Raw genomic sequence first — 20,361 nt, forward strand, 5'->3', positions numbered from 1 at the left:
TGTTCGATATGCGAACATGGATTCGTTTAGCGAACAACTGAATGGTAGTCCCGCGTTCGTTGCAGTGTCAACGAAACCTGTGCGATTCGCGGGTTTGTACGGAGCCTGCGCCGTCGAGAATGTCATGAACAAGCATCCAACGCCCTCTTTTGATACCGACGTGCAGGACGCGCCGTCGCGTCCCGGCGATGCGTACGTGCAGTCGTTCGCGCGCGGCCTGGCCGTCATTCGTTCGTTCGATGTCAACCGCCCTGCGCAAACGCTCACCGATGTCGCCGCCGCCACGGGCCTCACGCGCGCTGGCGCGCGGCGCATTCTGCTTACGTTGCAGTCGCTCGGTTACGTGGAAGCCGATGGCCGGCTCTTCCAACTGACGCCGAAAATTCTCGATCTCGGGTTCGCCTATCTCACCTCCATGCCGTTCTGGAATCTGGCCGAGCCCGTCATGGAGGATCTCGTCGAGCAGGTTCACGAGAGCTGTTCGGCGGCCGTGCTGAACGGCGCGGAAATCGTCTATGTGCTGCGCGTGCCGACGCACAAGATCATCACGCAGAATCTGTCTATCGGCAGCCGTCTGCCCGCGTTCTGCACGTCGATGGGCCGCGTGCTGCTTTCGGCGCTCGACGACGCGCGGCTCGACGCGGTGCTCGACGCCAGCCACATCGTCGCGAGAACACCGCACACGATCACCGACCGCAATGCGTTGAAAGACGCGATCGCGCTGGTGCGCCGTCAGGGCTGGGCGATCGTCGATCAGGAACTGGAGGAAGGGCTGATTTCGATGTCCGCGCCGATCCGCGACCGGCAAGGCCGCGTGATCGCGGCGCTCAATATCAGCGGCAACGCGCAGCGCAAGAACGCGAAGCAAATGGTGAAGGCGTTTCTCGACCCGCTGCAAACCGCGGCGCAGCGCGTGTCCGAACTGGTCGCGCGACGCGGCTGACGGCGGCCTGCCGTCCACAACCATGAACGACCTCGACCTGAACCTGATCCCGTTTCTCGTCGCCATCGAGGAGACGCGCAACGTGAGCCGAGCGGCCGAGCGGCTCGGCGTGAGTCAGCCGCGCGTATCGACGGCGCTCGGGCGGTTACGCGAGTACTTCAACGATCCGCTTTTCGTGCGCACGTCGCGCGGCATGGAACCGACGCCGCGCGCGCTCGCGCTCGTGCCCGCGGCGCGCGAGGCGCTGAGCCGCATCGAGCGCGGCCTGCTCGACACGCAGCACTTCGATCCTTCTTCGAGCACCGACACGTTCGCCATCGCGCTCTCGGATGTCGGCGAGATCGTGTTTCTGCCGCGTCTGTTGCAGGCGTTCGCGAAGGAAGCGCCGCACGCGAATTTGCGCTCGGTGTCGGCATCGCACGGGGAAGTCGAGCGCGGGTTGGCGTCCGGTGACATCGATCTCGCCGTCGGTTATTTCCCCGATCTGCACGGCAACAATTTCTTCCAGCAGCGGCTGTTTTCGCACCGCTTCATTTGTCTCATGCGGCGCGATCATCCGTTTGCGAATGCGCCGCTCACGCTGGAACGCTTCGTCGAATGCGGACACGCGGTCGTGCGCGCCGAAGGACGCAGCCAGGAAATCCTTGAGAATTATCTCGACAAGGAGCGCGTGCGGCGGCGCGCCGTGCTGGAGACGCCGCACTTCATGAGCCTGCCGTTCATCCTCTCGCGCACCGATCTCATTGCGACGGTGCCGCATGCGATCGGCTTCGCTTACGTGGCCGAACATGCGTCGATCACGCTCGCCGAGCCGCCGCTCGCGCTGCCGCGCTTCGATCTCAAGCAGCACTGGCATCGCAAGTATCACAACGATCCGCGCACGACGTGGCTGCGCGGCGTCGTCGCCTCGCTTTTCAACGACGCGCTCGATGAATGGCCGAAGTGATCCGGCTAACATCACGGCTTTGCTTTCCCACGGAATCTGACCGATGGATGCGCTCACCAGCCTGCGCGTGTTTCGCGAAGTGGTCGAAGCCGGCAGCTTCGTGAAGGCGGCCGAGCGCCTCGATCTCTCGACGGCGATGACGAGCAAGCACGTCGCCAACCTCGAACGTCAACTCGGCGTGCGCCTGCTCAACCGTACGACACGGCACCTGAGTCTGACCGAAGCCGGCAGTGTGTATTACGAGCAGTGCCGCGAGGCGCTCGACATTTTGCAGGCGGCCGAAGCGGCGGTCGGTGCGCAGACCGCGAAGCCGCAGGGCGTGTTGAAGGTGACGGCGCCGGGCTGGTTCGCGAATCGCCGGTTCGCGGATCTGCTCGTCGCGTATCAGGCGCGTTATCCGGGCGTGCTCGTCGACTTGCGGCTGGAGAATCGCTTCGTCGATCTTGTCGAAGAAGGCTACGACATGGCGTTGCGCGTGACCTCGGAACCATCGCCTTCGTTGATCGTGCGGCCGCTATGCACAATGCCCTTCGTGCTGGCCGGCTCGCGCGCTTACCTGGCGCGTCACGGTGAGCCTCGCCATCCGGACGATATTGCGCGGCATCGCATGGTCTTGCCGACATACACCAACATCGAATCGGTGACGCTCACGGGACCGGACGGCGCAGTCACCGTCAAAAATCAAGCCGTGTTGAAAACAAACGACACTTCGATGGCGCTTCAACTCGTGAAGGCGGGTATCGGCCTCGCGTATTTTCCTTCCTGGATCGTGGAACCGGAACTCGCGTCGGGCGCGCTCGTGCGCGTGCTGCCGGGCTACGCGGCCTTTGCGCCAGCGGTCTACGCGGTCTACACGAGCCGGAAGTACATGACGACGAAGGTGCGCACGTTCATCGATTTCCTCTCCGAGTCGCTTGCGGACCGGCCAAACTGATTAGGAATACTCTTATTCAAGGGGAACGGGGCTGCGTGTGAAGATCGCGCCGGCGTCCGGTAGGCGGACTGCCGATTTCTTCAGCGCATGAGGCCATCCGCACATGGACTTTCCCTGGATTCCTTTGTTTTTCAACCTGTTATTGCTCGGCGTCGTGCTCTTCGCGTGCCGCACGGCCAATGCTGCCAACAAAACACTGAACTGGAACGGCGCATTGATCTACTTCGTCTTCTGCCTCTTGGCCATGGTGCTCGACTTCACACTGACGATGGTGTTTGCGTCGGCGAGCTTTCATGCGCATACGCAGTATGAAAGCGTGGGATCGCGCGGCGCATGGAGCACGCGCGTGGCGTGCTATCTCGTTCCTTGCGCGGTGTCGCTGGTGCTGGCGCTGCGGTTCCGGCAGCGGCAACGGGTTGCCAAACCGCGCGCCGCCGCGGTGGACGTGCCGATCAGTGACGGGTCGACCGCCGCAGCGTCGTGATGCATAGCCGCAGAAGTGGTTTCTTCGACGTTTGCCGCAAAAATCGCCGAAGCGGTTCTACTATTCGATTCGCTCTGATATACTTTCGCTCTTTCGGGGCGTAGCGCAGCCTGGTAGCGTACCTGCATGGGGTGCAGGTGGTCGGAGGTTCAAATCCTCTCGCCCCGACCAAATTTCAAAAGGCTCTCCGGCTTCTGGCCGGAGAGCCTTTTGTTCAATTCGGCTCCGGTCTCCGGCATTCGGCTAAGACTACGTTCTGCGTCGAGCACGTGTCTCCAAACTGTTGCGGCGCGCGAATTCGCTTGCTTAACAGCCACTTAAGCTCTAATGTTCAACTGACACATAAGGAGCGGCACCGCAATGCCTCTGTCCGCTTGCGCGCCTGTGGATCACAGGCGCGCCCAGCCCGATTACATCCCATCCTCGTTGCGAAGTGAGATCGCCGGACGGTTCGACGCGAGAAGTGCTGCGCGCGTGACGCGCTTCGGCCGCATCTATCCCGGCGGAAGCCGCTACGTTTGCGTCAGTGCGCCCGATAAGGAACGCGGCGGCTTCTACGCGCTCTACTTCTTCCACCATGGCGCGAACGACTGGCGCATTTATCCACCGCGCGGTATCGGGCCCAGCATCGTCTATTGGTCGGTCGCAGGCTCGGAAAAAAGCGTCAAGGCTGCCCCGGGCTAACGCCGCTTATCCTTTAGCGGCAAGCAGCACTTGTCCCGTGATCGGTTCGTCGATCGTGCGCTTATACGCTCTCGCCACGTCGACAGCGGGAATGCCGGCCGACGGATCCTTTCCCATGGACTGAAGCGTCTCGGCCACCCATCGCGGGCTTACCACGTTGACGCGCATCTTTCCCTGCAACTCCAGCGCCGCCGCGCGCGCGAATCCCTCAACACCCGCATTGACGATACTGACAGCTGCGCTGCCGACCATCGGCTGTTGCGCGAGCGTGCCGCTCGTCAACGTGATACAGCCGCCCTCGTCCACATGGCCGATTGCGCAGCGCACGAGGTTGACCTGGCCCATTAGCTTGTTGGCGAGACTAAACGCATAGTCGTCGTCGGAAAGCGCGTCGAGCGGCGCGAACTTCGCGGTCCCGCCGACGCACAGCACCGCGCCCACGTTGCCCACCTTCGAGTACATCGCCGCGATGCTCGCCTTGTCGGACAAATCGACAGGGACGTCCGAACCCTTGCGGCTCGCCGCGATGACTTCGTGCTCCGGTCCCAGAATCCGCGCGATCTCCGTACCCAGCAACCCGGTTGCGCCAACGATCAACACTCGCATAAGCCCTCCTGGAGAGGTCGAGAAAGAGACGCGACTATCGTACAGCCGACGTTGCATGCACGCTCGATACAAACGAAAAAGCCGCGATACGCGATCGCGGCTTTTTTTTTGTCCGGCGTGGCGCTCACCCGCCGAGCAAATCGATCACCTGCATGATCTCCTTGCGAAGCTGATCGACATCGACCGCCGGCTGCTGCGCTTGCGCGGCGCCGGGTGAATCCGCCGACATGGCATCGTCGCCGTTGGAGCGCCCTTGCGCATCCAGCCGATTGCGCGCGCCGTTGATCGTGAAGCCTTGCTCGTACAGCAGCTCCCGAATCCGCCGGATCAGCAAGACTTCGTGATGCTGATAATACCGGCGGTTACCGCGCCGCTTGACGGGCCTGAGCTGCGTAAACTCCTGTTCCCAATAGCGCAGCACGTGCGGCTTCACACCGCACAGTTCGCTGACTTCGCCAATCGTGAAATAACGCTTGGCCGGGATCGGAGGCAAGACGACTTTTTCCATCGTCGATCAACCATCGTGGTGAGTGATGTCGATGAAGCGCGGCGGTCGAACAGCGGGATGCGCCTGTCGGCGCGGGATGAACGTCAGCGAGTCAGACTCGTCTCCGCTCCCGTCTCGACCAGCGCCTTCAGCTTTTGACTCGCATGAAAAGTGACCACGCGCCGCGCCGCGATAGGAATGGCTTCGCCAGTCTTCGGGTTGCGCCCCGGACGCTGCGGCTTGTCGCGCAACTGGAAGTTGCCAAAGCCAGACAGCTTGACGCTGTCGCCGCTTTCCAGCGCGTCGCGGATGACCTCGAAGAACGCTTCGACCATGTCCTTCGCTTCGCGCTTGTTCAGACCGACGTGGTCGAACAGCATTTCGGCCAGTTCGGCTTTGGTGAGCGTTGGCGTGTCATTCGACAACGCGCCCGAAGTGGTGTTGTCGCGGGTCATGGCGCTACGCTGCGCCGAAAGAAGGGCTTCGAAATCACTCGAGTTCATTTGGTTCATATCGGTAAAACGGCCAATGCGATTGAGACGGAGGGGCCAACTGCAGGCTATCCGCGCAACCGCGCGCCGTGTACTCGAGCCAGGCGATCCACCAGCGTTTTGATGGCCGTGTCGACCGTTTCGTCCTGAAGCGTGCCGCCAGTATCTTGCAACGTTACACGGAAGGCAAGACTTTTCTCGTGCGCTCCCAAACCGCCGGAAGTGTTTGATTTTGGACGGAATTCGTCGAAAAGCGCAACCCTCGTGACGTGCTTGCACGCCGGCTCCGAACGGGCATTTTCAAGCTCGTCGAGAAGCGACTGCACGGGCACGTTCTGGTCCACGACGATGGCGATATCACGGCGCACGGGCGGGAATTTCGATACCTCGGACGGCGTCGGCAGCGCGCGTTCCATCAGCGCGTCGGCGTCGACTTCAAAGAGAATCGGCGCGTGCGGCAAGTCATACTTCTGCATCCAGCGCGGATGCAGTTCGCCGATCCAGCCGACCGCGCGCCCCGCGACCTCGATGCGCGCGCTGCGTCCCGGATGCAGCGCCGGATGCTCGGCCTTGACGAAGCGCGGCACGACCGGCGCGAAGAGCGCCTCGACATCGCCCTTCACGTCGAAGAAGTCGACTTGGCGCGACGCCACGCCCCACTGCTCTTCGAGCGCGGGACCATACGCGAGACCGCCGATGCGCTTCGGCTGCGCGAAGCCTTCCACGGTCAGTTCGCCCGCCTTCACCGACGGATCGCGCAGGAACACGCGCCCCGCTTCGAACACGCGGATACGCTCCGCACGCCGGTTCAGGTTGTAGCGCAGCACCTCGATCAGGCTGCCGAACAGCGTCGTGCGCATGACCGAAAGCTGGCTCGCGATCGGGTTGATGAGCCGCACCGGGTTGTCGTTGCCGGCCAAGTCCTTCTCCCACTCGGCGTCCACGAAACTGAAGTTGACCGTCTCCGAATAGTCACGCGCGGCAACTGCATCGCGCAGCACGTGAATCGAGCGGCGCGTTTCGTTCGTGCGCCGCATCTCGCTCGCGGCCACCGGCGGGCGAGCCGGGATTTTCTCGAAGCCGTAGATGCGCGCGACTTCCTCGATCAAGTCTTCCTCGATTTCGATATCGAAGCGATACGGCGGCGGCGTGACCTTGAAACTGTCGCCGTCACGCTCGAACGCGAGGTTCAGGCGCGTGAAGATTTGCGCAATCTCCTCCGCGCCGATCTCCACGCCGATGATGCGATGCGCGCGCTCGACGCGCATCCTCACCGGGCGACGCTCGGGCACGTTGAGGATCTGGTCGTCGACCGGACCGGCTTCGCCGCCGCAGATGTCGAGAATCAACTGCGAGATGCGTTCGATATGCTCGACGGTCGTCGAATAATCGACGCCGCGCTCGAAGCGGTGCGCCGCGTCCGTCGAGAAGTTGTACTTCCGCGCGCGGCCGCGAATGGCGTCCGGCCACCAGAAGGCGGCTTCAAGATAGATGTTCGTCGTATCCAGCGAGACGGCCGTGCTGTCGCCGCCCATGATGCCCGCGAGACTTTCCACTTGACGATCGTCCGCGATCACGCCGACGGTTTCATCCAGCTCGACGGTGTTGCCGTTCAGCAGCTTGAGCGATTCGCCCTTCTTGCCCCAACGCACTTCGATGCCGCCGTGAATCTTGTCGAGGTCGAACACGTGCGTCGGACGGCCGAGTTCGAGCATCACATAGTTCGAGATGTCGACGAGCGCGGAAATGCTGCGCTGGCCCGCGCGTTCGAGCCGCTCGACCATCCATTGCGGCGTCTTCGCGTGCGCGTTCACGCCACGGATCACGCGGCCGGAGAAGCGGCCGCACAAGTCGGGCGCCAGCACCTTGACTGGCAGCTTTTCGTCGAGCGTCGTCTTGACGGGCGGCATGTCGAGCGTCTTCAGCGGCGCGCCGGTGATGGCGGCGGTTTCGCGCGCGACGCCGAACACCGAGAGGCAATCCGCCTTGTTCGGCGTGAGCTTGATTTCGAAGACGGTGTCGTCAAGGTTAAGCGCTTCGCGGATGTCCTCGCCGACCTTCGCGTCCGCCGGAAGAATCAGCAAACCGCTATGGTCTTCAGACAGCTTCAGTTCGCGCGCCGAGCACAGCATGCCCTGGCTGTCGATGCCGCGCAGCTTCGTCGGCTTGATCGCGAACGGCTCGCCGCCTGCTTCGACGGGCGGCAACACCGCGCCGATCAGCGCGACCGGCACTTTGATGCCCGGCGACACATTCGGCGCGCCGCACACGATGTTCAACTGCTCGCCCGTGCCGGCATCGACCTGGCAGACGTTGAGCTTGTCCGCGTTCGGATGCTTCGCCACTTCCAGCACTTGCCCGACGACGATCTTCGCGGTCGGCGGCGCGACCGGGCGCAGGTCTTCGACTTCGAGACCGGCCATTGTCAGCGCGTGAGCGAGTTCGTCGGTCGAGAGCTTGGGATCGACGAAGCTACGGAGCCATGATTCGGGGAATTGCATGTGTGTCTACGTTCGAATGAGGTGGTGTCTCACGCCCGATCCACTGAAAAGACCGGGCGTCGCGGGCTGTGCGGCTTCAGGCGAACTGGCGCAGGAAACGCAGGTCGTTTTCGAAGAAGAGGCGCAGGTCCTGCACGCCGTAACGCAGCATGGTCAGACGCTCGAGGCCGCTACCGAACGCAAAACCGATATAGCGCTCCGGGTCCAGACCCATGTTGCGGATGACGGTCGGATGCACCTGACCCGAGCCGGAGATTTCAAGCCACTTGCCCGCGTTCTTGCCGTGCTCGAACATCATGTCGATTTCGGCGGACGGCTCCGTGAACGGGAAATACGACGGGCGGAAGCGCACGAGGATGTCGTCACGCTCGAAGAATTTCTTGAGGAAATCGGTGTAGACGCCTTTCAGGTCCGCGAAGCTGATGTTCTCCTCGATCCACAAGCCTTCAACCTGATTGAACATCGGCGAGTGCGTGGCGTCGCTGTCCACGCGATACGTGCGGCCCGGAACGATCACCTTGATCGGCGGCTTGTTCATGCGCGCGTAGCGCACCTGCATCGGGCTGGTGTGCGTGCGAAGCAAGAGCGGGCGCCCTTCGGCGTCCTTGCCATCGACGTAGAAGGTATCCTGCATCGAGCGCGCCGGATGATTCTCCGGGCTATTCAGCGCCGTGAAGTTGTACCAGTCGGTCTCGATCTCGGGACCATCGGCCACGTCGAAGCCGATCGAACCGAAAATTTGCTCGACGCGTTCCCACGTGCGCATGACCGGGTGCAGCGTGCCCGCGCCCGCGCCGCGCCCGGGGAGCGTGACGTCGATCGCTTCGGCGGCGAGCCGCTGGTTGAGCAGTGCATCGGCCAGCGCCTGACGGCGCGCGTTGAGCGCGGCCTCGACCTGCTGCTTGGCGAGATTGATGCGCGCGCCTTCGGTTTTCTTCGCTTCGGGATCGAGCTTGCCCAGGCCCTTCAGCAGTTCGGTGAGCGCGCCGGATTTGCCGAGAAAGCGGGCCTTCTCGTTTTCGAGCGTCGTGGCATCGGTGGCGTTGTTAAAGGCGCTTTTCGCGTCGGCGACAATCTGGTCCAGATCCATTGATCCCATCTTTTCAACGTCGAAAGTTCTAGTCTGATTACGGTTTTGCGCATGTCCTGCGGACAATCCAAGTCATGCGCAAAACCGTCCGGCCAACAAAAACGGGGCTCGGTGAGAGCCCCGTTTTCTGCCTTCGCGCAACCGTCTACGACACGGCGACGCTCAGGCAAACCACGCAGTACTAATTTCGCAATTAGGCTGCAACGGCGGCTTTCACCTGCTTGACGATCGCAGCAAAAGCAGCCTTGTCGAACACAGCCATGTCAGCCAGCACCTTGCGGTCGAGTTCGATCGAAGCCTTCTTCAGGCCGTTGATGAACACGCTGTAGGTCATGTCGTGCTGACGCACCGCCGCGTTGATACGCGTGATCCACAGTGCGCGGAACACACGCTTCTTGTTGCGGCGATCGCGATAGGCGTACTGCCCTGCGCGCATGACCGCCTGCTTGGCGATGCGATAGACGTTATTGCGACGGCCGCGGTAACCCTTGGCCAGACGAATGATCTTCTTGTGACGGGCCCGTGCGGTAACCCCACGTTTTACTCGAGGCATGTTGCTCTCCTTAAGTTAGATGAGGTTAGGCGAACGGCAGCATTGCGCGGACGGAGTTCAGATCGGAATCATGAACGGCCGTGGCGCCACGCAGATGGCGTTTGTTCTTGGTGGTTTTCTTGGTAAGAATGTGGCGCTTGAAGGCCTGACCGCGCTTGACGGTACCGCCCGGACGCACCACGAAGCGCTTTGCAGCACTCTTCTTGGTCTTCATCTTCGGCATGAAACTACTCCAGTTTATTAGATGGTCATGGGTGTGCGGCTGATCTTCACGTACCGGCTAAGATCCCTTCCCGCCCTTCGAAACCCACGCGCCACTTGTATGCGAACGATCTCGTTGGTAGACCGCCGCTCTTCATGAACCGCGCCACTGAACCGGCACGTTTCTGAAACCGCTCGCGATGCCGCGCTGGCCGCCCTTTTTACTGTCGGGCGCCGCGCGATCCATCGCTTACTACTTTGCTTACTTCGCCTTCTTCTTCGGCGCCAGCACCATGATCATCTGCCGGCCTTCCATCTTCGGCATCTGCTCGACCTGGCCGACTTCGTCCAGATCCGCCTTCAGGCGTTCGAGCATACGCATGCCGATTTCCTGGTGCGCCATTTCGCGACCGCGGAAACGCAACGTGATTTTCGTCTTGTCGCCGTCTTCGAGGAAGCGCGTGAGGTTGCGCAGCTTGACGTTGTAGTCACCGTCATCCGTGCCGGGGCGGAATTTGACTTCCTTCACCTGCACGATCTTCTGCTTCAGCTTTGCCTCGTGCTGCTTCTTCGCTTCCGAATACTTGAACTTGCCGTAATCCATCAAACGGCAGACAGGCGGCGAAGCCTGCGGCGCGATTTCGACGAGATCCACGTCGAGCTGTTCCGATTGACGGAACGCCTCGGCCAGTTTCACGATTCCGAGCGGCTCGTTGTCCACTCCGACCAAGCGCACTTCCGGTGCGGTAATTTCACCGTTGATGCGATGTGACGACTTATCAGTAGCGATGTTACGTTTCCTCTAAAAATGAAAAAACAAGCCGCGCTGCGAGTGACTTACTTGAACGCCCGCACTTCCTGCTGCAGACGTTCGAGGAATGCGTCGACCGGCATGACGCCGAGATCGACACCGCCACGAGCACGCACGGCCACGGTTTGCGCTTCACGCTCCTTGTCCCCGACAACCAGCAAATACGGGACCTTTTGCAGCGTGTGCTCGCGTATTTTATAGCTAATCTTCTCGTTGCGCAAATCGGCCTCCACTCTAAGCCCTTGTTTTTGCAACGATTGGACAAGAGATGCAGCGTATTCGGCCTGACTTTCGGCAATATTGAGCACCACTGCCTGCACGGGCGCGAGCCACGGCGGCATTGCACCGGCATGGTGCTCGATCAGGATGCCGAGGAATCGCTCCATCGACCCGACGATTGCGCGGTGAAGCATGACCGGGCGGCGGCGGCTGTTGTCTTCCGCGACGTACTCCGCGCCGAGACGCTCCGGCAGCACCATGTCGAGCTGCAGCGTGCCGCACTGCCAGGACCGGCCGAGCGCATCCTTGATGTGGTATTCGATCTTCGGTCCGTAGAACGCGCCCTCGCCCGCCAGCTCTTCCCACTTCAGACCGCACGCGGTCAGTGCTTCACGCAGACCTTGCTCCGCGCGGTCCCAGGTCTCGTCGGTGCCCGCGCGCTGCTCCGGCCGCAGCGACAGTTTGATGTCGATGTGCTCGAAGCCGAAGTCCTTATAGACGCTCATGGCGAGCGTGTTAAAGGCGATCGACTCGTTGATGAACTGGTCTTCGGTGCAGAAGATGTGCGCGTCGTCCTGCACGAAACCGCGCACGCGCATGAGACCGTGCAGCGCGCCCGACGGCTCGTTGCGGTGGCACGAGCCGAATTCCGCGTAGCGCAGCGGCAGATCGCGATACGAACGCAGACCGTGGTTGAACACCTGCACGTGGCCCGGGCAGTTCATCGGCTTGATCGCGTAGTCGCGCTTTTCCGACTCGGTCGTGAACATGTTTTCACGATAGTTCTGCCAGTGACCCGACGCTTCCCACAGCGAACGGTCCATGACCATCGGAGTCTTGATCTCCAGATAGCCGGCCTCGTTCACGCGACGGCGCATGTACTGTTCAACTTGCTGCCACAGCGACCAGCCCTTCGGATGCCAGAACACCATGCCGGGCGCCTCGTCCTGCAGGTGGAACAGGTCGAGCTGCTTGCCGAGCTTGCGATGGTCGCGCTTTTCCGCCTCCTCAAGCATGTGGAGATACTGGTCCTGGTCTTCCTTCTTGGTCCAGGCGGTACCGTAAATGCGCTGCAACTGCTCGTTTTTCGAATCGCCGCGCCAATACGCGCCAGCGACCTTCATCAGCTTGAAAACCTTCAGCTTGCCGGTGGACGGCACGTGCGGACCCCGGCACAGGTCGATGAAGTTGCCGTGCGAGTAGAGGCGAATCTCGTCGGATTCCGGAATCGACGAAATGATTTCGGCCTTGTACTGCTCGCCGATGGTCTTGAAGTACTCCACCGCTTCGTCGCGCGAGACGACGCGGCGCGACACCGGCTCGTCCTTCTTCGCGATTTCCTGCATGCGCTTCTCGATCTTCTCGAGATCTTCGGGCGTGAAGGGACGGCTGTACGAAAAGTCGTAGTAAAAGCCGTTGTCGATGACCGGCCCGATGGTCACCTGCGCTTCCGGGAACAGATCCTTCACCGCGTAGGCAAGCAAGTGCGCCGTGGAGTGACGAACGACATCGACGCCTTCCGGGTCTTTGTCGGTGACGATGGCGAGCGACGAATCGTGGTCGATCACGAACGACGTATCGACGAGCTCGCCGTTCAGCTTGCCGGCGAGCGCCGCCTTGGCGAGGCCCGCGCCGATCGATGCCGCGACTTCCGCGACGGTCACCGGGTGGTCGTATTGGCGGACCGACCCATCAGGCAAACGTACCGAAACCATTTCGTTCTCCAGGACGCCGGCGCAGGCCGAGCGAGTTCGAATAAGCACTGACCCGCGGCATCGGGAAACAGGAACCGAGGGACAAAAAAAATGCGGCCCCGCTATCGAGGGGCCGCATTCACTTTTCACACATACCGCGAAACAAAAAGGGCAGAAGGCGAAAGAGGTCCTCGACTAGCGTCGCTCCGAATATGTTTCGGTCAACGTTCGAAGTGCCATTTCTATGTTCGCCTTTTGCGCCTTCGCGCTTCTTGCGGAGTGAAACTCCGTGAACCGATGATTCGCCGAAGTCTCGTTTTCGTTGGTAGGCTCGATTGGACTCGAACCAACGACCCCCACCATGTCAAGGTGGTGCTCTAACCAGCTGAGCTACGAGCCTGAAAGAAGTGAGATTATATGGAGCGTTTCCGATCTTGGCAAGTGTTTCTGTACATGAATCGCGAAAATATTCGCCAATCCGTGCGCGCCAACGTTCAGGCGCGCCGCGAAGCGCGAATGACGCCCGCTACCTCGCCGAGCAGCGTGCACGCGCGCTGAATCTGCGCCGCGTTCGACACCTCCACGGTGAACTGCATGAACGCGACATTTCGCCGACTCTGGCTCTTGACGCCGATCACGTTGATCTTCTCGCGCGCGAACACTTCGGAGATATCGCGCAGCAGTCCCTGCCTGTCCGCCGACTCCACCGCCAGATCCACCGGATACACCGACGATCCGCGCCCGTTCATGACCTCCGCAGACCAAGTCGTATGCAGCACGCGCTCAGGGGAACGGTGCGCCATGCGCTGGAACGTCGCGCAGTCGGTGCGATGAATCGACATGCCCTTGCCGCGCGTGACGAAACCCGCGATCGGATCGGGCGGCGCGGGACGGCAGCAGCGCGCGAGCTGCGTGAGCAAGGCGTCGACGCCGACGACCAGCACGCCCGTCGACGCGCCGTGCGCCACGCTTTGCCCGCTGCTGCGCTTTTCGAACTGCGCAGGCGCTTCCGGCTCCGGCTCGGGCGGCGGCGCGTCGGACAGCGCCTGCTCGATGTTCCGAAGGCTGAACTCGTCTTTGGCGACGACGGCGTATAGCTCCTCGGGCGCCTTGAAGCCCAGCTTGGCCGCGAGCTGATCCAGGTTGACCGATGTCTTCCCCTCGCGCTGCAACGTCTTCTCGACGATCGCGCGGCCTTGCGCGACGTTCTCGGCCGCGTCGATCGCGTTGAACCACGCGCGCACCTTCTGCCGCGCGCGCGGACTATGCAGATAACCGAGCTGCGGATTGAGCCAGTCGCGGGACGGCCCGCCCTCCTTCACCGCTATGATTTCGACTGTCTGCCCATTCTGTAGCGGCGTGTTGAGCGGCACCATCGCGCCATCGACACGCGCGCCCCGGCAGCGATGCCCGAGCTCGCTGTGCAGGTGATACGCGAAGTCGACGGCCGTCGAACCGTGCGGCAGCGCGATCACGCGCGCCTGCGGCGTCAGCACGTAAATGTGATCGTCGTCGAGCGTGGCGTCGCGCAGATGCTGCCAGCCGGGACGGTCGCCTTCCACGTCGTCTTTCCAGGCGAGAAGCTGGCGCAGCCACGCGATCTTCTCGTCGTACTTCTCGCTCGCCGTCACCTGGCCCGCGTAGCCGCGCGCGCCGGCCTCCTTGTAACGCCAGTGCGCCGCCACGCCGTACTCGGCGAACTGATGCATTTCGTGCGTGCGGATCTGCACTTCGAATGCGCGACCGTCGTCGCCGACGACCACCGTGTGCAGCGATTTATAGCCGTTCGGCTTGGGCCGCGAGATGTAGTCGTCGAATTCGCGCGGCACCGGCTGCCAGAGGTTATGCACGATGCCGAGCACCGTGTAGCAATCCTTGATATCGCCGACGATCACGCGAAACGCCCGCACGTCGTTCAGTTCTGAGAAGTCGAGATGCTTGCCGCGCATCTTCTTCCAGATGCTGTAGATGTGCTTCGGCCGGCCGCTCACTTCGGCCTTGATGTGCGCGGTGTCGAGTTCCTTTTGCAGCCGCGCGATGGCCTCGGTCACATACGATTCGCGCTCGATGCGCTTTTCGTCGAGCAGCTTGGCGATGCGCTTGTACGTCACGGGGTCTTCGAAGCGGAACGACAGATCTTCGAGTTCCCACTTCAGTTGCCAGATGCCGAGGCGGTTGGCGAGCGGCGCGTAGATGTCGAGTGTCTCGCGCGGCACCTCGGACGTCGGTTCGAGCTTGTTCGCGGCGTAGTAGCGCAGCGTCTGCAGGCGCGAAGCGAGCCGGATGAGCACCACGCGAATGTCCTGCGCGAACGCGAGCAGCATTTTGCGCAGAGATTCGACCTGAGCGCGCCGCGCGGCCTGCGCATCGCGCGTGTTGTCGGGCAACGCGGCGAGCGTCGCGCGCGAACTGACCGAGCCGAGACGCAGCAGCTTGCGCACGTCGCTCACGAGCCGCTGCACCTCGGCCCCGAAGCGTTCCGCGATCAACGTCTCGGGATCGTCCAGATGTGGCGCCAGCGCGAACAACGCCGCGGCGGCGACCGCGTGCGGATCGACGTTGAGCGTCTGCATGATGCGCGCCGTACCCGCCGCGTGGTCCGCGAGCAATTCGCCCGTCGAGAGCCGCGCGTCCTTCGCGTGCTCGCGCACGAACGCGAGCGCGTCGTCGAACGACGGCTCCGGCAGCGTGTCAGCGAGGACGGTGGTCTCGGTCATGCGGTAAAGCCACTACGGTCGCGCAGTCGCCGATCAACTGCGCTGGGCGGCCACCACGACCACTTCGACGAGGCAAGCCGGATTCGCGAGTTTCGCTTCGACCGTGGCGCGCGGCGGCGTGTGGCCCGGCGCGACCCAAGCGTCCCACACGGCGTTCATGCCGGCGAAGTGCACCATGTCCGAGATGAAGATCTGCACGGACAGCAGGTGCGACTTGTCGCTGTTCGCCTCTTCGAGCAGACGGTCGATATGGCCCAGCACTTCGCGCGTCTGGCCGGTAATGTCTTGCTCGGTGTCTTCCGCAATCTGGCCGGCGAGATACACGGTGCCATTGTGGATGGCGATCTCGGAAAGGCGCGCGCCGACGTGATGACGAGTAACTGCCATGTGCTTATTCAGTCCTGTAAAGGGTTCAAAAACGAGACAGAGCGTCACGTGCTCAGCCCATTATTATGCCCCGCTGGCCTGGTTTTCGAGAAAGAAGCGCCGCGCGACGGCGATCTGGTCGCTGTCGAGAAAAGCGGGCGCATGGCCGGCGTTCGGCACTTCTACGCTCGATACCGCCTGTCCCTTTTCCACCATCTGCGTCACCGTCTCACGCGACAGCAGGTCGGAGCTTTCGCCGCGCACGACCAGCACCGGCGTGGCAATCGACGCGAACGAATGCCACAGGAACGCTTCGCCCGCGGCGTTCTGCTCGTCCGTGGCCTCGGAAAACGGCGCGGCGATGCCCGGGTCATAGCGGAACGTCCACGCGCCGTCGCGCTCACGCAAAAGCGGTGCGTTGATGCTTGCCCATTCTTCGTCCGTGAGCGGCCCGAACGACGCCGCGAGCGCCGCCGCGTGCCGGATGCCTTCATCGAGCGATGCAAAGCGCGCGGGCTTGCCCAGGTAGCTGCGAATGCGCTCCAGCGCCACCGGCTCGATATGCGGCCCGACATCGTTCAACAGCAGCTTGCGGATCGGCGTGTTCTTCAATCCGCCGAGCACCATGCCGATCAGCCCGCCCATCGACGTGCCGAACCAGTCGACCGTTTCCACATTGAGCCGCGCGATCAGCGTCACCATGTCCGCGACGTACTGCGCAAGACCGTAGTAGCGCGAATCGGCGAGCCAGTCCGATAAGCCGCGACCGACAACATCCGGACACACCACGCGATAGTCACTCGCGAACGCCTGCGCGACTTTGTCGAAATCGCGGCCGGAGCGGGTCAGGCCATGCACGCACAGCAGCACGCGCGGATTCGCGGGATCGCCCCATTCGGTGTAAGCCATGCGATGCAGCCCCGCCGGACTCGCACACTGCACGAAACGCTGGCGCGGCGCGGTAAGCGTGGGATGCGAAGCCTCTACGACGATGGATGCGCTCATGAAAATTCCTCGTGGAAGACGTCCGAACGATTCTAAAGCGTCCGGCGCGCGGCCGAAGGCCGTTAGCCGAACGGACGATGCCTTGAGCGCCCCAAATGCAAAGCGGGCGAAGCCTTCCGCCCCGCCCGCTTCCGAACCGCGTTCTCCTGCGAACTTACTTCACGCTGCCGACGTCGAGCGGCGCGCCGGTCTTGCGCTGAATCTCTTCGACGCTCACGCCGTCAGCCAGTTCAACGAGCTTGAGGCCGCTATCGGTCACGTCGATCACGCCGAGATCCGTGATGATGCGGTCCACGACGCCCACGCCCGTCAGCGGCAGCGTGCATTCTTCGAGAATCTTGTGCTGATCGCCCTTCGCCACATGTTCCATCAGCACGACGACGCGCTTCACGCCCGCGACGAGGTCCATGGCGCCGCCCATGCCCTTGATCATCTTGCCTGGGATCATCCAGTTGGCGAGGTCGCCCGTCTTGCTGATCTGCATCGCGCCGAGAATCGCGAGGTTGATGTGGCCGCCGCGAATCATCGCGAACGAATCCGCCGACGAAAAGATCGACGAACCCGGCAGCGTCGTCACCGTCTGCTTGCCCGCGTTGATGAGATCGGCGTCGACTTCTTCCTCGGTCGGCGACGGCCCGATGCCGAGCAGCCCGTTTTCCGATTGCAGCCACACTTCGACGCCCGCCGGCACGTGGTTCGCGACGAGCGTCGGCAAGCCGATGCCCAGATTCACGTAGAAGCCGTCCTGCAATTCCTTCGCCGCACGCGCGGCCATCTGGTCACGAGTCCAAGCCATGGTCATTCTCCTTTCGCGCGGACGATGCGTTGTTCAATGCGCTTTTCCGGATGCGCATTCAGGACGAGCCGTTGCACGAAAATGCCCGGCGTGTGGATCGCGTCCGGATCGAGTTCGCCGACTTCTACGATCTCTTCCACTTCGGCGACCGTGATCTTGCCGGCCATCGCGCACATCGGATTGAAGTTGCGCGCGGTGCGGCGATAGATCAGATTGCCCGATTTGTCCGCCTTCCACGCCTTGACGAGCCCGACGTCCGCGGTCAACGAATGCTCCAGCACGTAGTGATTCTCGCCGAACTGACGCGTTTCCTTGCCTTCCGCGATGATCGTGCCGTAGCCGGTGTTCGTGAAAAACGCCGGAATGCCCGCGCCGCCCGCGCGCAGCTTTTCGGCGAGCGTGCCTTGCGGCGTAAATTCCAGTTCGAGTTCGCCGGCCAGATATTGCCGCTCGAATTCCTTGTTTTCGCCCACGTACGACGAAATCATCTTCTTGATCTGGCGTGTCTCCAGCAGCAGGCCGAGGCCGAAGCCATCGACGCCCGCGTTGTTGCTGATGCACGTGATGCCCTTCACGCCCGAATCGCGCAGCGCGGCGATCAGCGCCTCCGGAATGCCGCACAAGCCGAATCCGCCGACGGCGAACGTCTGGCCGTCCTTGACGATGTCATCGAGCGCCGCTTTCGCGCTGGGATAGACCTTGTTCATCTGTTTGTCCCTTCCATGTTGAACCCGACTGAGAACCGGTTTTTGCGCCGCCAGACAGCGCGCGGCGGCGTTTTCATCTGGCCGAAAGGGTACGCCGCGCGATCCATCCTGCACAATACGCAAAAATACATAAGTCATTGCCCGCGCTCGTCGTTGCTCGCGACGCCCGGCCGGGCGCCTGAATCGCCATGCGTGAACTGGACTATCAAACCGCGTTTCATCTCGCGCCCGTCGGGCTGGTGCTGTCGCGAGAGCGCACCATCGAAGACTGCAACGACGAGGTCTGCGCAATTTTCGGCGCGACGCGCGAGACGCTTATCGGCTGCTCGTTCGAGGTGCTCTATCCGACGCCGGACGAATTCGCGCGCATCGGCGAGCGCATCGCGGCGCATATCAGCGGGCGCGGCACCTATAGCGACGACCGCATCATGAAACGCTCGAACGGCGAGCTATTTTGGTGCCACGTGACCGGCCGCGCGCTCGACCGCGCCGCGCCGCACGCGGCGGGCGTCTGGACATTCGAGGACTTGAGCGCGACGCGGCGGGTCGCGATCGAACTGACACCGCGCGAGCGAGAAATCGCCGCGCAGCTCGTCACGGGAAAAACCAGCAAGCAGATCGGCCGCGTGCTCGACATCAGCCCGCGCACCGTGGATATCTACCGTGCGCGGCTCATGCGCAAATACGACACCGGCAACGCGACCGAGCTTCTGCAGCGGCTGCTCGGCAATTGACCCGCGCGCTCAGGATGCGACGGGCGCCGCCGTTTCGATCATCTGACGCAGCAGATCGGGAATCGGCACCGACTTGCCCGCCGCGTAGTCCACCCACACGATCTTCGCCGCGCCCCGCGCGTACAGCGTGCCCGGCGCGTCGGCGCGATACAGCTCGAAGCGCGTATCGAAGCTGCTGCGCCCCGGCTTGCCGACGGCCATCCGCGCGATCACGTCGCCGGGATAGTGAAGCTGCTTGAGGAACTCCATCGACGCATTGACGATGACCGGCCCCTGGCCCTCGCCATTGCCGCCCGCCGCGCCGATCTGCTCGAACCACGAGATGCGGACCTGCTCCATGTAACGGAAGTAGACCGTGTTGTTGACGTGCCCGAAGGCGTCCATGTCGCCCCAGCGGATCGGCATGGACATTTCGAAGACCGTGTGGAACTCGGGGTCCGCGTTCGTGGGCGTATTGCTGTTGCTCATTAAACCTTCCAGTAGCTGAAAACGTCGCACCGCGCGCGGCACAGCGCCGTGCACGCGATGCTCACAGTGAAAAACCGTCGTCCGCCGAAATGACCGAGCCGTTCATGAACTGCGATTCGTCGGCCGCGAGCAGCAGCAGGAGGCCGTCGAGATCTTCCGGCGCGCCGACGCGCCGCCTCGGCAGCATCGACACGAGTTTCTGGCCCTGCTCGGTCTTCCAGTGGTGATGATTGATTTCGGTATCGATATAACCCGGGCAGATCGCGTTCACGTTGATGCCGTGACGGCCCCATTCCATTGCCATGGCCTTGGTCATCTGCACGACGGCGGCCTTGCTCATGGAGTAGAGGCCGATTTGCGGAAACACGCGCAGGCCGGCCACGGACGCGATGTTGATGATGCGGTAAGCCGGCTTCGCCGCGCCGTTGCCGCGCATGATCATGCGCTTGGCCACTTCCTGCGCCACGAAAAAGGCGCCGCGCACATTGGTGCCGAAGACGAACTCGAAGTCGGCAGGCGTCACGTCGGTCAGCTTTTGCGTGGTGGAGACGCCCGAGTTATTGACGAGAATGTCGATGGTACCGGCTTCCGTCTCCGCGTGCGCCACCGCCGCCTTGACGCTCAGGTAGTCGGTCACGTCGAGCGAGACGACATGCGCGGCGCCGCCCGACGCCTCGATTTCGGCGCGCAATTCCTTCAGGCGCTCGACGCGGCGGCTCGCGAGCACCACTTTCGCGCCCGCCTGCGACAGCACCTGCGCGAAACGCTTTCCAAGTCCACTGGACGCGCCGGTAATCAGCGCGACCTTGCCTTCCAGGTTGATCGAACGGCCCATTGTGCTTCCTTCTTGTACGGTTGATTCGGCCTTGCGAGGGACGCGGGCCGCGCGAGGCGCTCGGGACGCGCACTCGGCGTAGACACCGA

The 20,361-nt window shown here is 62.5% G+C and carries 22 protein-coding genes and 2 tRNA genes; 7 read left to right on the forward strand and 17 right to left on the reverse strand.

Features of this window, described 5'->3' with window-relative positions; translation table 11 throughout:
• Positions 1 to 124: 124 nt before the first annotated feature.
• From P9239_RS12595 to P9239_RS12620, 6 genes are all read left to right on the forward strand, one after another.
• Positions 125 to 943 carry an IclR family transcriptional regulator gene (locus tag P9239_RS12595; RefSeq protein ID WP_309751245.1) on the forward strand — a complete coding sequence of 273 codons (819 nt, stop codon included), beginning with the start codon at positions 125 to 127 and terminating at the stop codon, positions 941 to 943.
• Between the two features lie 22 nt (positions 944 to 965).
• A complete protein-coding gene (locus P9239_RS12600) occupies positions 966 to 1,889 on the forward strand; it encodes a LysR family transcriptional regulator (protein ID WP_309751248.1) in 924 nt (307 codons plus the stop codon).
• A 43-nt stretch (positions 1,890 to 1,932) separates the two neighbouring features.
• Positions 1,933 to 2,823, forward strand: a complete 891-nt coding sequence (locus P9239_RS12605) for a LysR family transcriptional regulator (protein WP_309751250.1) — start codon at positions 1,933 to 1,935, stop codon at positions 2,821 to 2,823.
• A 103-nt stretch (positions 2,824 to 2,926) separates the two neighbouring features.
• Positions 2,927 to 3,307, forward strand: a complete 381-nt coding sequence (locus tag P9239_RS12610) for a hypothetical protein (RefSeq protein WP_309751252.1) — start codon at positions 2,927 to 2,929, stop codon at positions 3,305 to 3,307.
• Positions 3,308 to 3,401: 94 nt separating this feature from the next.
• Positions 3,402 to 3,478: transfer RNA gene (locus P9239_RS12615), tRNA-Pro, on the forward strand.
• A 303-nt stretch (positions 3,479 to 3,781) separates the two neighbouring features.
• A complete protein-coding gene (locus tag P9239_RS12620) occupies positions 3,782 to 3,991 on the forward strand; it encodes a hypothetical protein (protein WP_309751255.1) in 210 nt (69 codons plus the stop codon).
• A 6-nt stretch (positions 3,992 to 3,997) separates the two neighbouring features.
• On the opposite strand, the gene P9239_RS12625 is transcribed toward P9239_RS12620, so the two are convergent.
• The 15 genes from P9239_RS12625 to P9239_RS12695 all read right to left on the reverse strand — a co-directional run bounded on the left by P9239_RS12625 (position 3,998) and on the right by P9239_RS12695 (position 18,235).
• Entirely contained in the window at positions 3,998 to 4,597 is a 600-nt protein-coding gene (locus tag P9239_RS12625; protein ID WP_309751257.1) for a short chain dehydrogenase, read from the reverse strand.
• Positions 4,598 to 4,721: 124 nt separating this feature from the next.
• Positions 4,722 to 5,105, reverse strand: a complete 384-nt coding sequence (locus tag P9239_RS12630; RefSeq protein WP_309751258.1) for a MerR family transcriptional regulator — start codon at positions 5,103 to 5,105, stop codon at positions 4,722 to 4,724.
• A gap of 83 nt (positions 5,106 to 5,188) precedes the next feature.
• Positions 5,189 to 5,596 carry an integration host factor subunit alpha gene (locus P9239_RS12635; RefSeq protein ID WP_159835930.1) on the reverse strand — a complete coding sequence of 136 codons (408 nt, stop codon included), beginning with the start codon at positions 5,594 to 5,596 and terminating at the stop codon, positions 5,189 to 5,191.
• A 47-nt stretch (positions 5,597 to 5,643) separates the two neighbouring features.
• The gene (gene pheT, locus P9239_RS12640) at positions 5,644 to 8,076 is read right to left on the reverse strand and encodes a phenylalanine--tRNA ligase subunit beta (RefSeq protein ID WP_309751261.1); all 2,433 of its coding nucleotides are present in this window, start codon (positions 8,074 to 8,076) and stop codon (positions 5,644 to 5,646) included.
• A gap of 76 nt (positions 8,077 to 8,152) precedes the next feature.
• A complete protein-coding gene (gene pheS / locus P9239_RS12645; protein ID WP_309751263.1) occupies positions 8,153 to 9,166 on the reverse strand; it encodes a phenylalanine--tRNA ligase subunit alpha in 1,014 nt (337 codons plus the stop codon).
• A gap of 193 nt (positions 9,167 to 9,359) precedes the next feature.
• Positions 9,360 to 9,719, reverse strand: coding sequence for a 50S ribosomal protein L20 (rplT, locus tag P9239_RS12650; RefSeq protein WP_008350196.1), 360 nt, complete (start codon positions 9,717 to 9,719; stop codon positions 9,360 to 9,362).
• Between the two features lie 25 nt (positions 9,720 to 9,744).
• A complete protein-coding gene (rpmI, locus tag P9239_RS12655) occupies positions 9,745 to 9,942 on the reverse strand; it encodes a 50S ribosomal protein L35 (protein ID WP_004191477.1) in 198 nt (65 codons plus the stop codon).
• Positions 9,943 to 10,182: 240 nt separating this feature from the next.
• The gene (infC, locus tag P9239_RS12660) at positions 10,183 to 10,710 is read right to left on the reverse strand and encodes a translation initiation factor IF-3 (protein ID WP_175940639.1); all 528 of its coding nucleotides are present in this window, start codon (positions 10,708 to 10,710) and stop codon (positions 10,183 to 10,185) included.
• Positions 10,711 to 10,757: 47 nt separating this feature from the next.
• Positions 10,758 to 12,665 (reverse strand): threonine--tRNA ligase, encoded by a 1,908-nt coding sequence (gene thrS / locus P9239_RS12665; RefSeq protein WP_309751275.1) that lies wholly within the window; start codon positions 12,663 to 12,665, stop codon positions 10,758 to 10,760.
• 302 nt (positions 12,666 to 12,967) lie between these two features.
• A tRNA-Val gene (locus tag P9239_RS12670) sits at positions 12,968 to 13,044 on the reverse strand.
• A 94-nt stretch (positions 13,045 to 13,138) separates the two neighbouring features.
• Entirely contained in the window at positions 13,139 to 15,361 is a 2,223-nt protein-coding gene (locus P9239_RS12675; RefSeq protein ID WP_309751277.1) for a bifunctional (p)ppGpp synthetase/guanosine-3',5'-bis(diphosphate) 3'-pyrophosphohydrolase, read from the reverse strand.
• Positions 15,362 to 15,394: 33 nt separating this feature from the next.
• Positions 15,395 to 15,748, reverse strand: a complete 354-nt coding sequence (locus tag P9239_RS12680) for a RidA family protein (RefSeq protein ID WP_250499297.1) — start codon at positions 15,746 to 15,748, stop codon at positions 15,395 to 15,397.
• A 63-nt stretch (positions 15,749 to 15,811) separates the two neighbouring features.
• Complete coding sequence (locus P9239_RS12685) at positions 15,812 to 16,732, reverse strand: alpha/beta hydrolase (protein ID WP_309751280.1); 921 nt, start codon at positions 16,730 to 16,732, stop codon at positions 15,812 to 15,814.
• A 154-nt stretch (positions 16,733 to 16,886) separates the two neighbouring features.
• A complete protein-coding gene (locus P9239_RS12690; protein ID WP_309751283.1) occupies positions 16,887 to 17,528 on the reverse strand; it encodes a CoA transferase subunit B in 642 nt (213 codons plus the stop codon).
• Positions 17,529 to 17,530: 2 nt separating this feature from the next.
• A complete protein-coding gene (locus P9239_RS12695; RefSeq protein ID WP_206467987.1) occupies positions 17,531 to 18,235 on the reverse strand; it encodes a CoA transferase subunit A in 705 nt (234 codons plus the stop codon).
• A 188-nt stretch (positions 18,236 to 18,423) separates the two neighbouring features.
• Between P9239_RS12695 and P9239_RS12700 the strand changes: the two genes are divergently transcribed.
• Entirely contained in the window at positions 18,424 to 18,969 is a 546-nt protein-coding gene (locus tag P9239_RS12700) for a LuxR C-terminal-related transcriptional regulator (RefSeq protein WP_309751285.1), read from the forward strand.
• Between the two features lie 9 nt (positions 18,970 to 18,978).
• Here P9239_RS12700 and P9239_RS12705 read toward each other — a convergent pair whose 3' ends face one another.
• Both P9239_RS12705 and P9239_RS12710 read right to left on the reverse strand, forming a co-directional pair.
• The gene (locus P9239_RS12705) at positions 18,979 to 19,437 is read right to left on the reverse strand and encodes an acyl-CoA thioesterase (RefSeq protein ID WP_309751286.1); all 459 of its coding nucleotides are present in this window, start codon (positions 19,435 to 19,437) and stop codon (positions 18,979 to 18,981) included.
• A gap of 61 nt (positions 19,438 to 19,498) precedes the next feature.
• Positions 19,499 to 20,272, reverse strand: a complete 774-nt coding sequence (locus P9239_RS12710; RefSeq protein WP_175940069.1) for an SDR family oxidoreductase — start codon at positions 20,270 to 20,272, stop codon at positions 19,499 to 19,501.
• Positions 20,273 to 20,361: the final 89 nt, after the last annotated feature.

Source organism: Caballeronia sp. LZ062, from assembly GCF_031450785.1.
Lineage (GTDB): Bacteria > Pseudomonadota > Gammaproteobacteria > Burkholderiales > Burkholderiaceae > Caballeronia.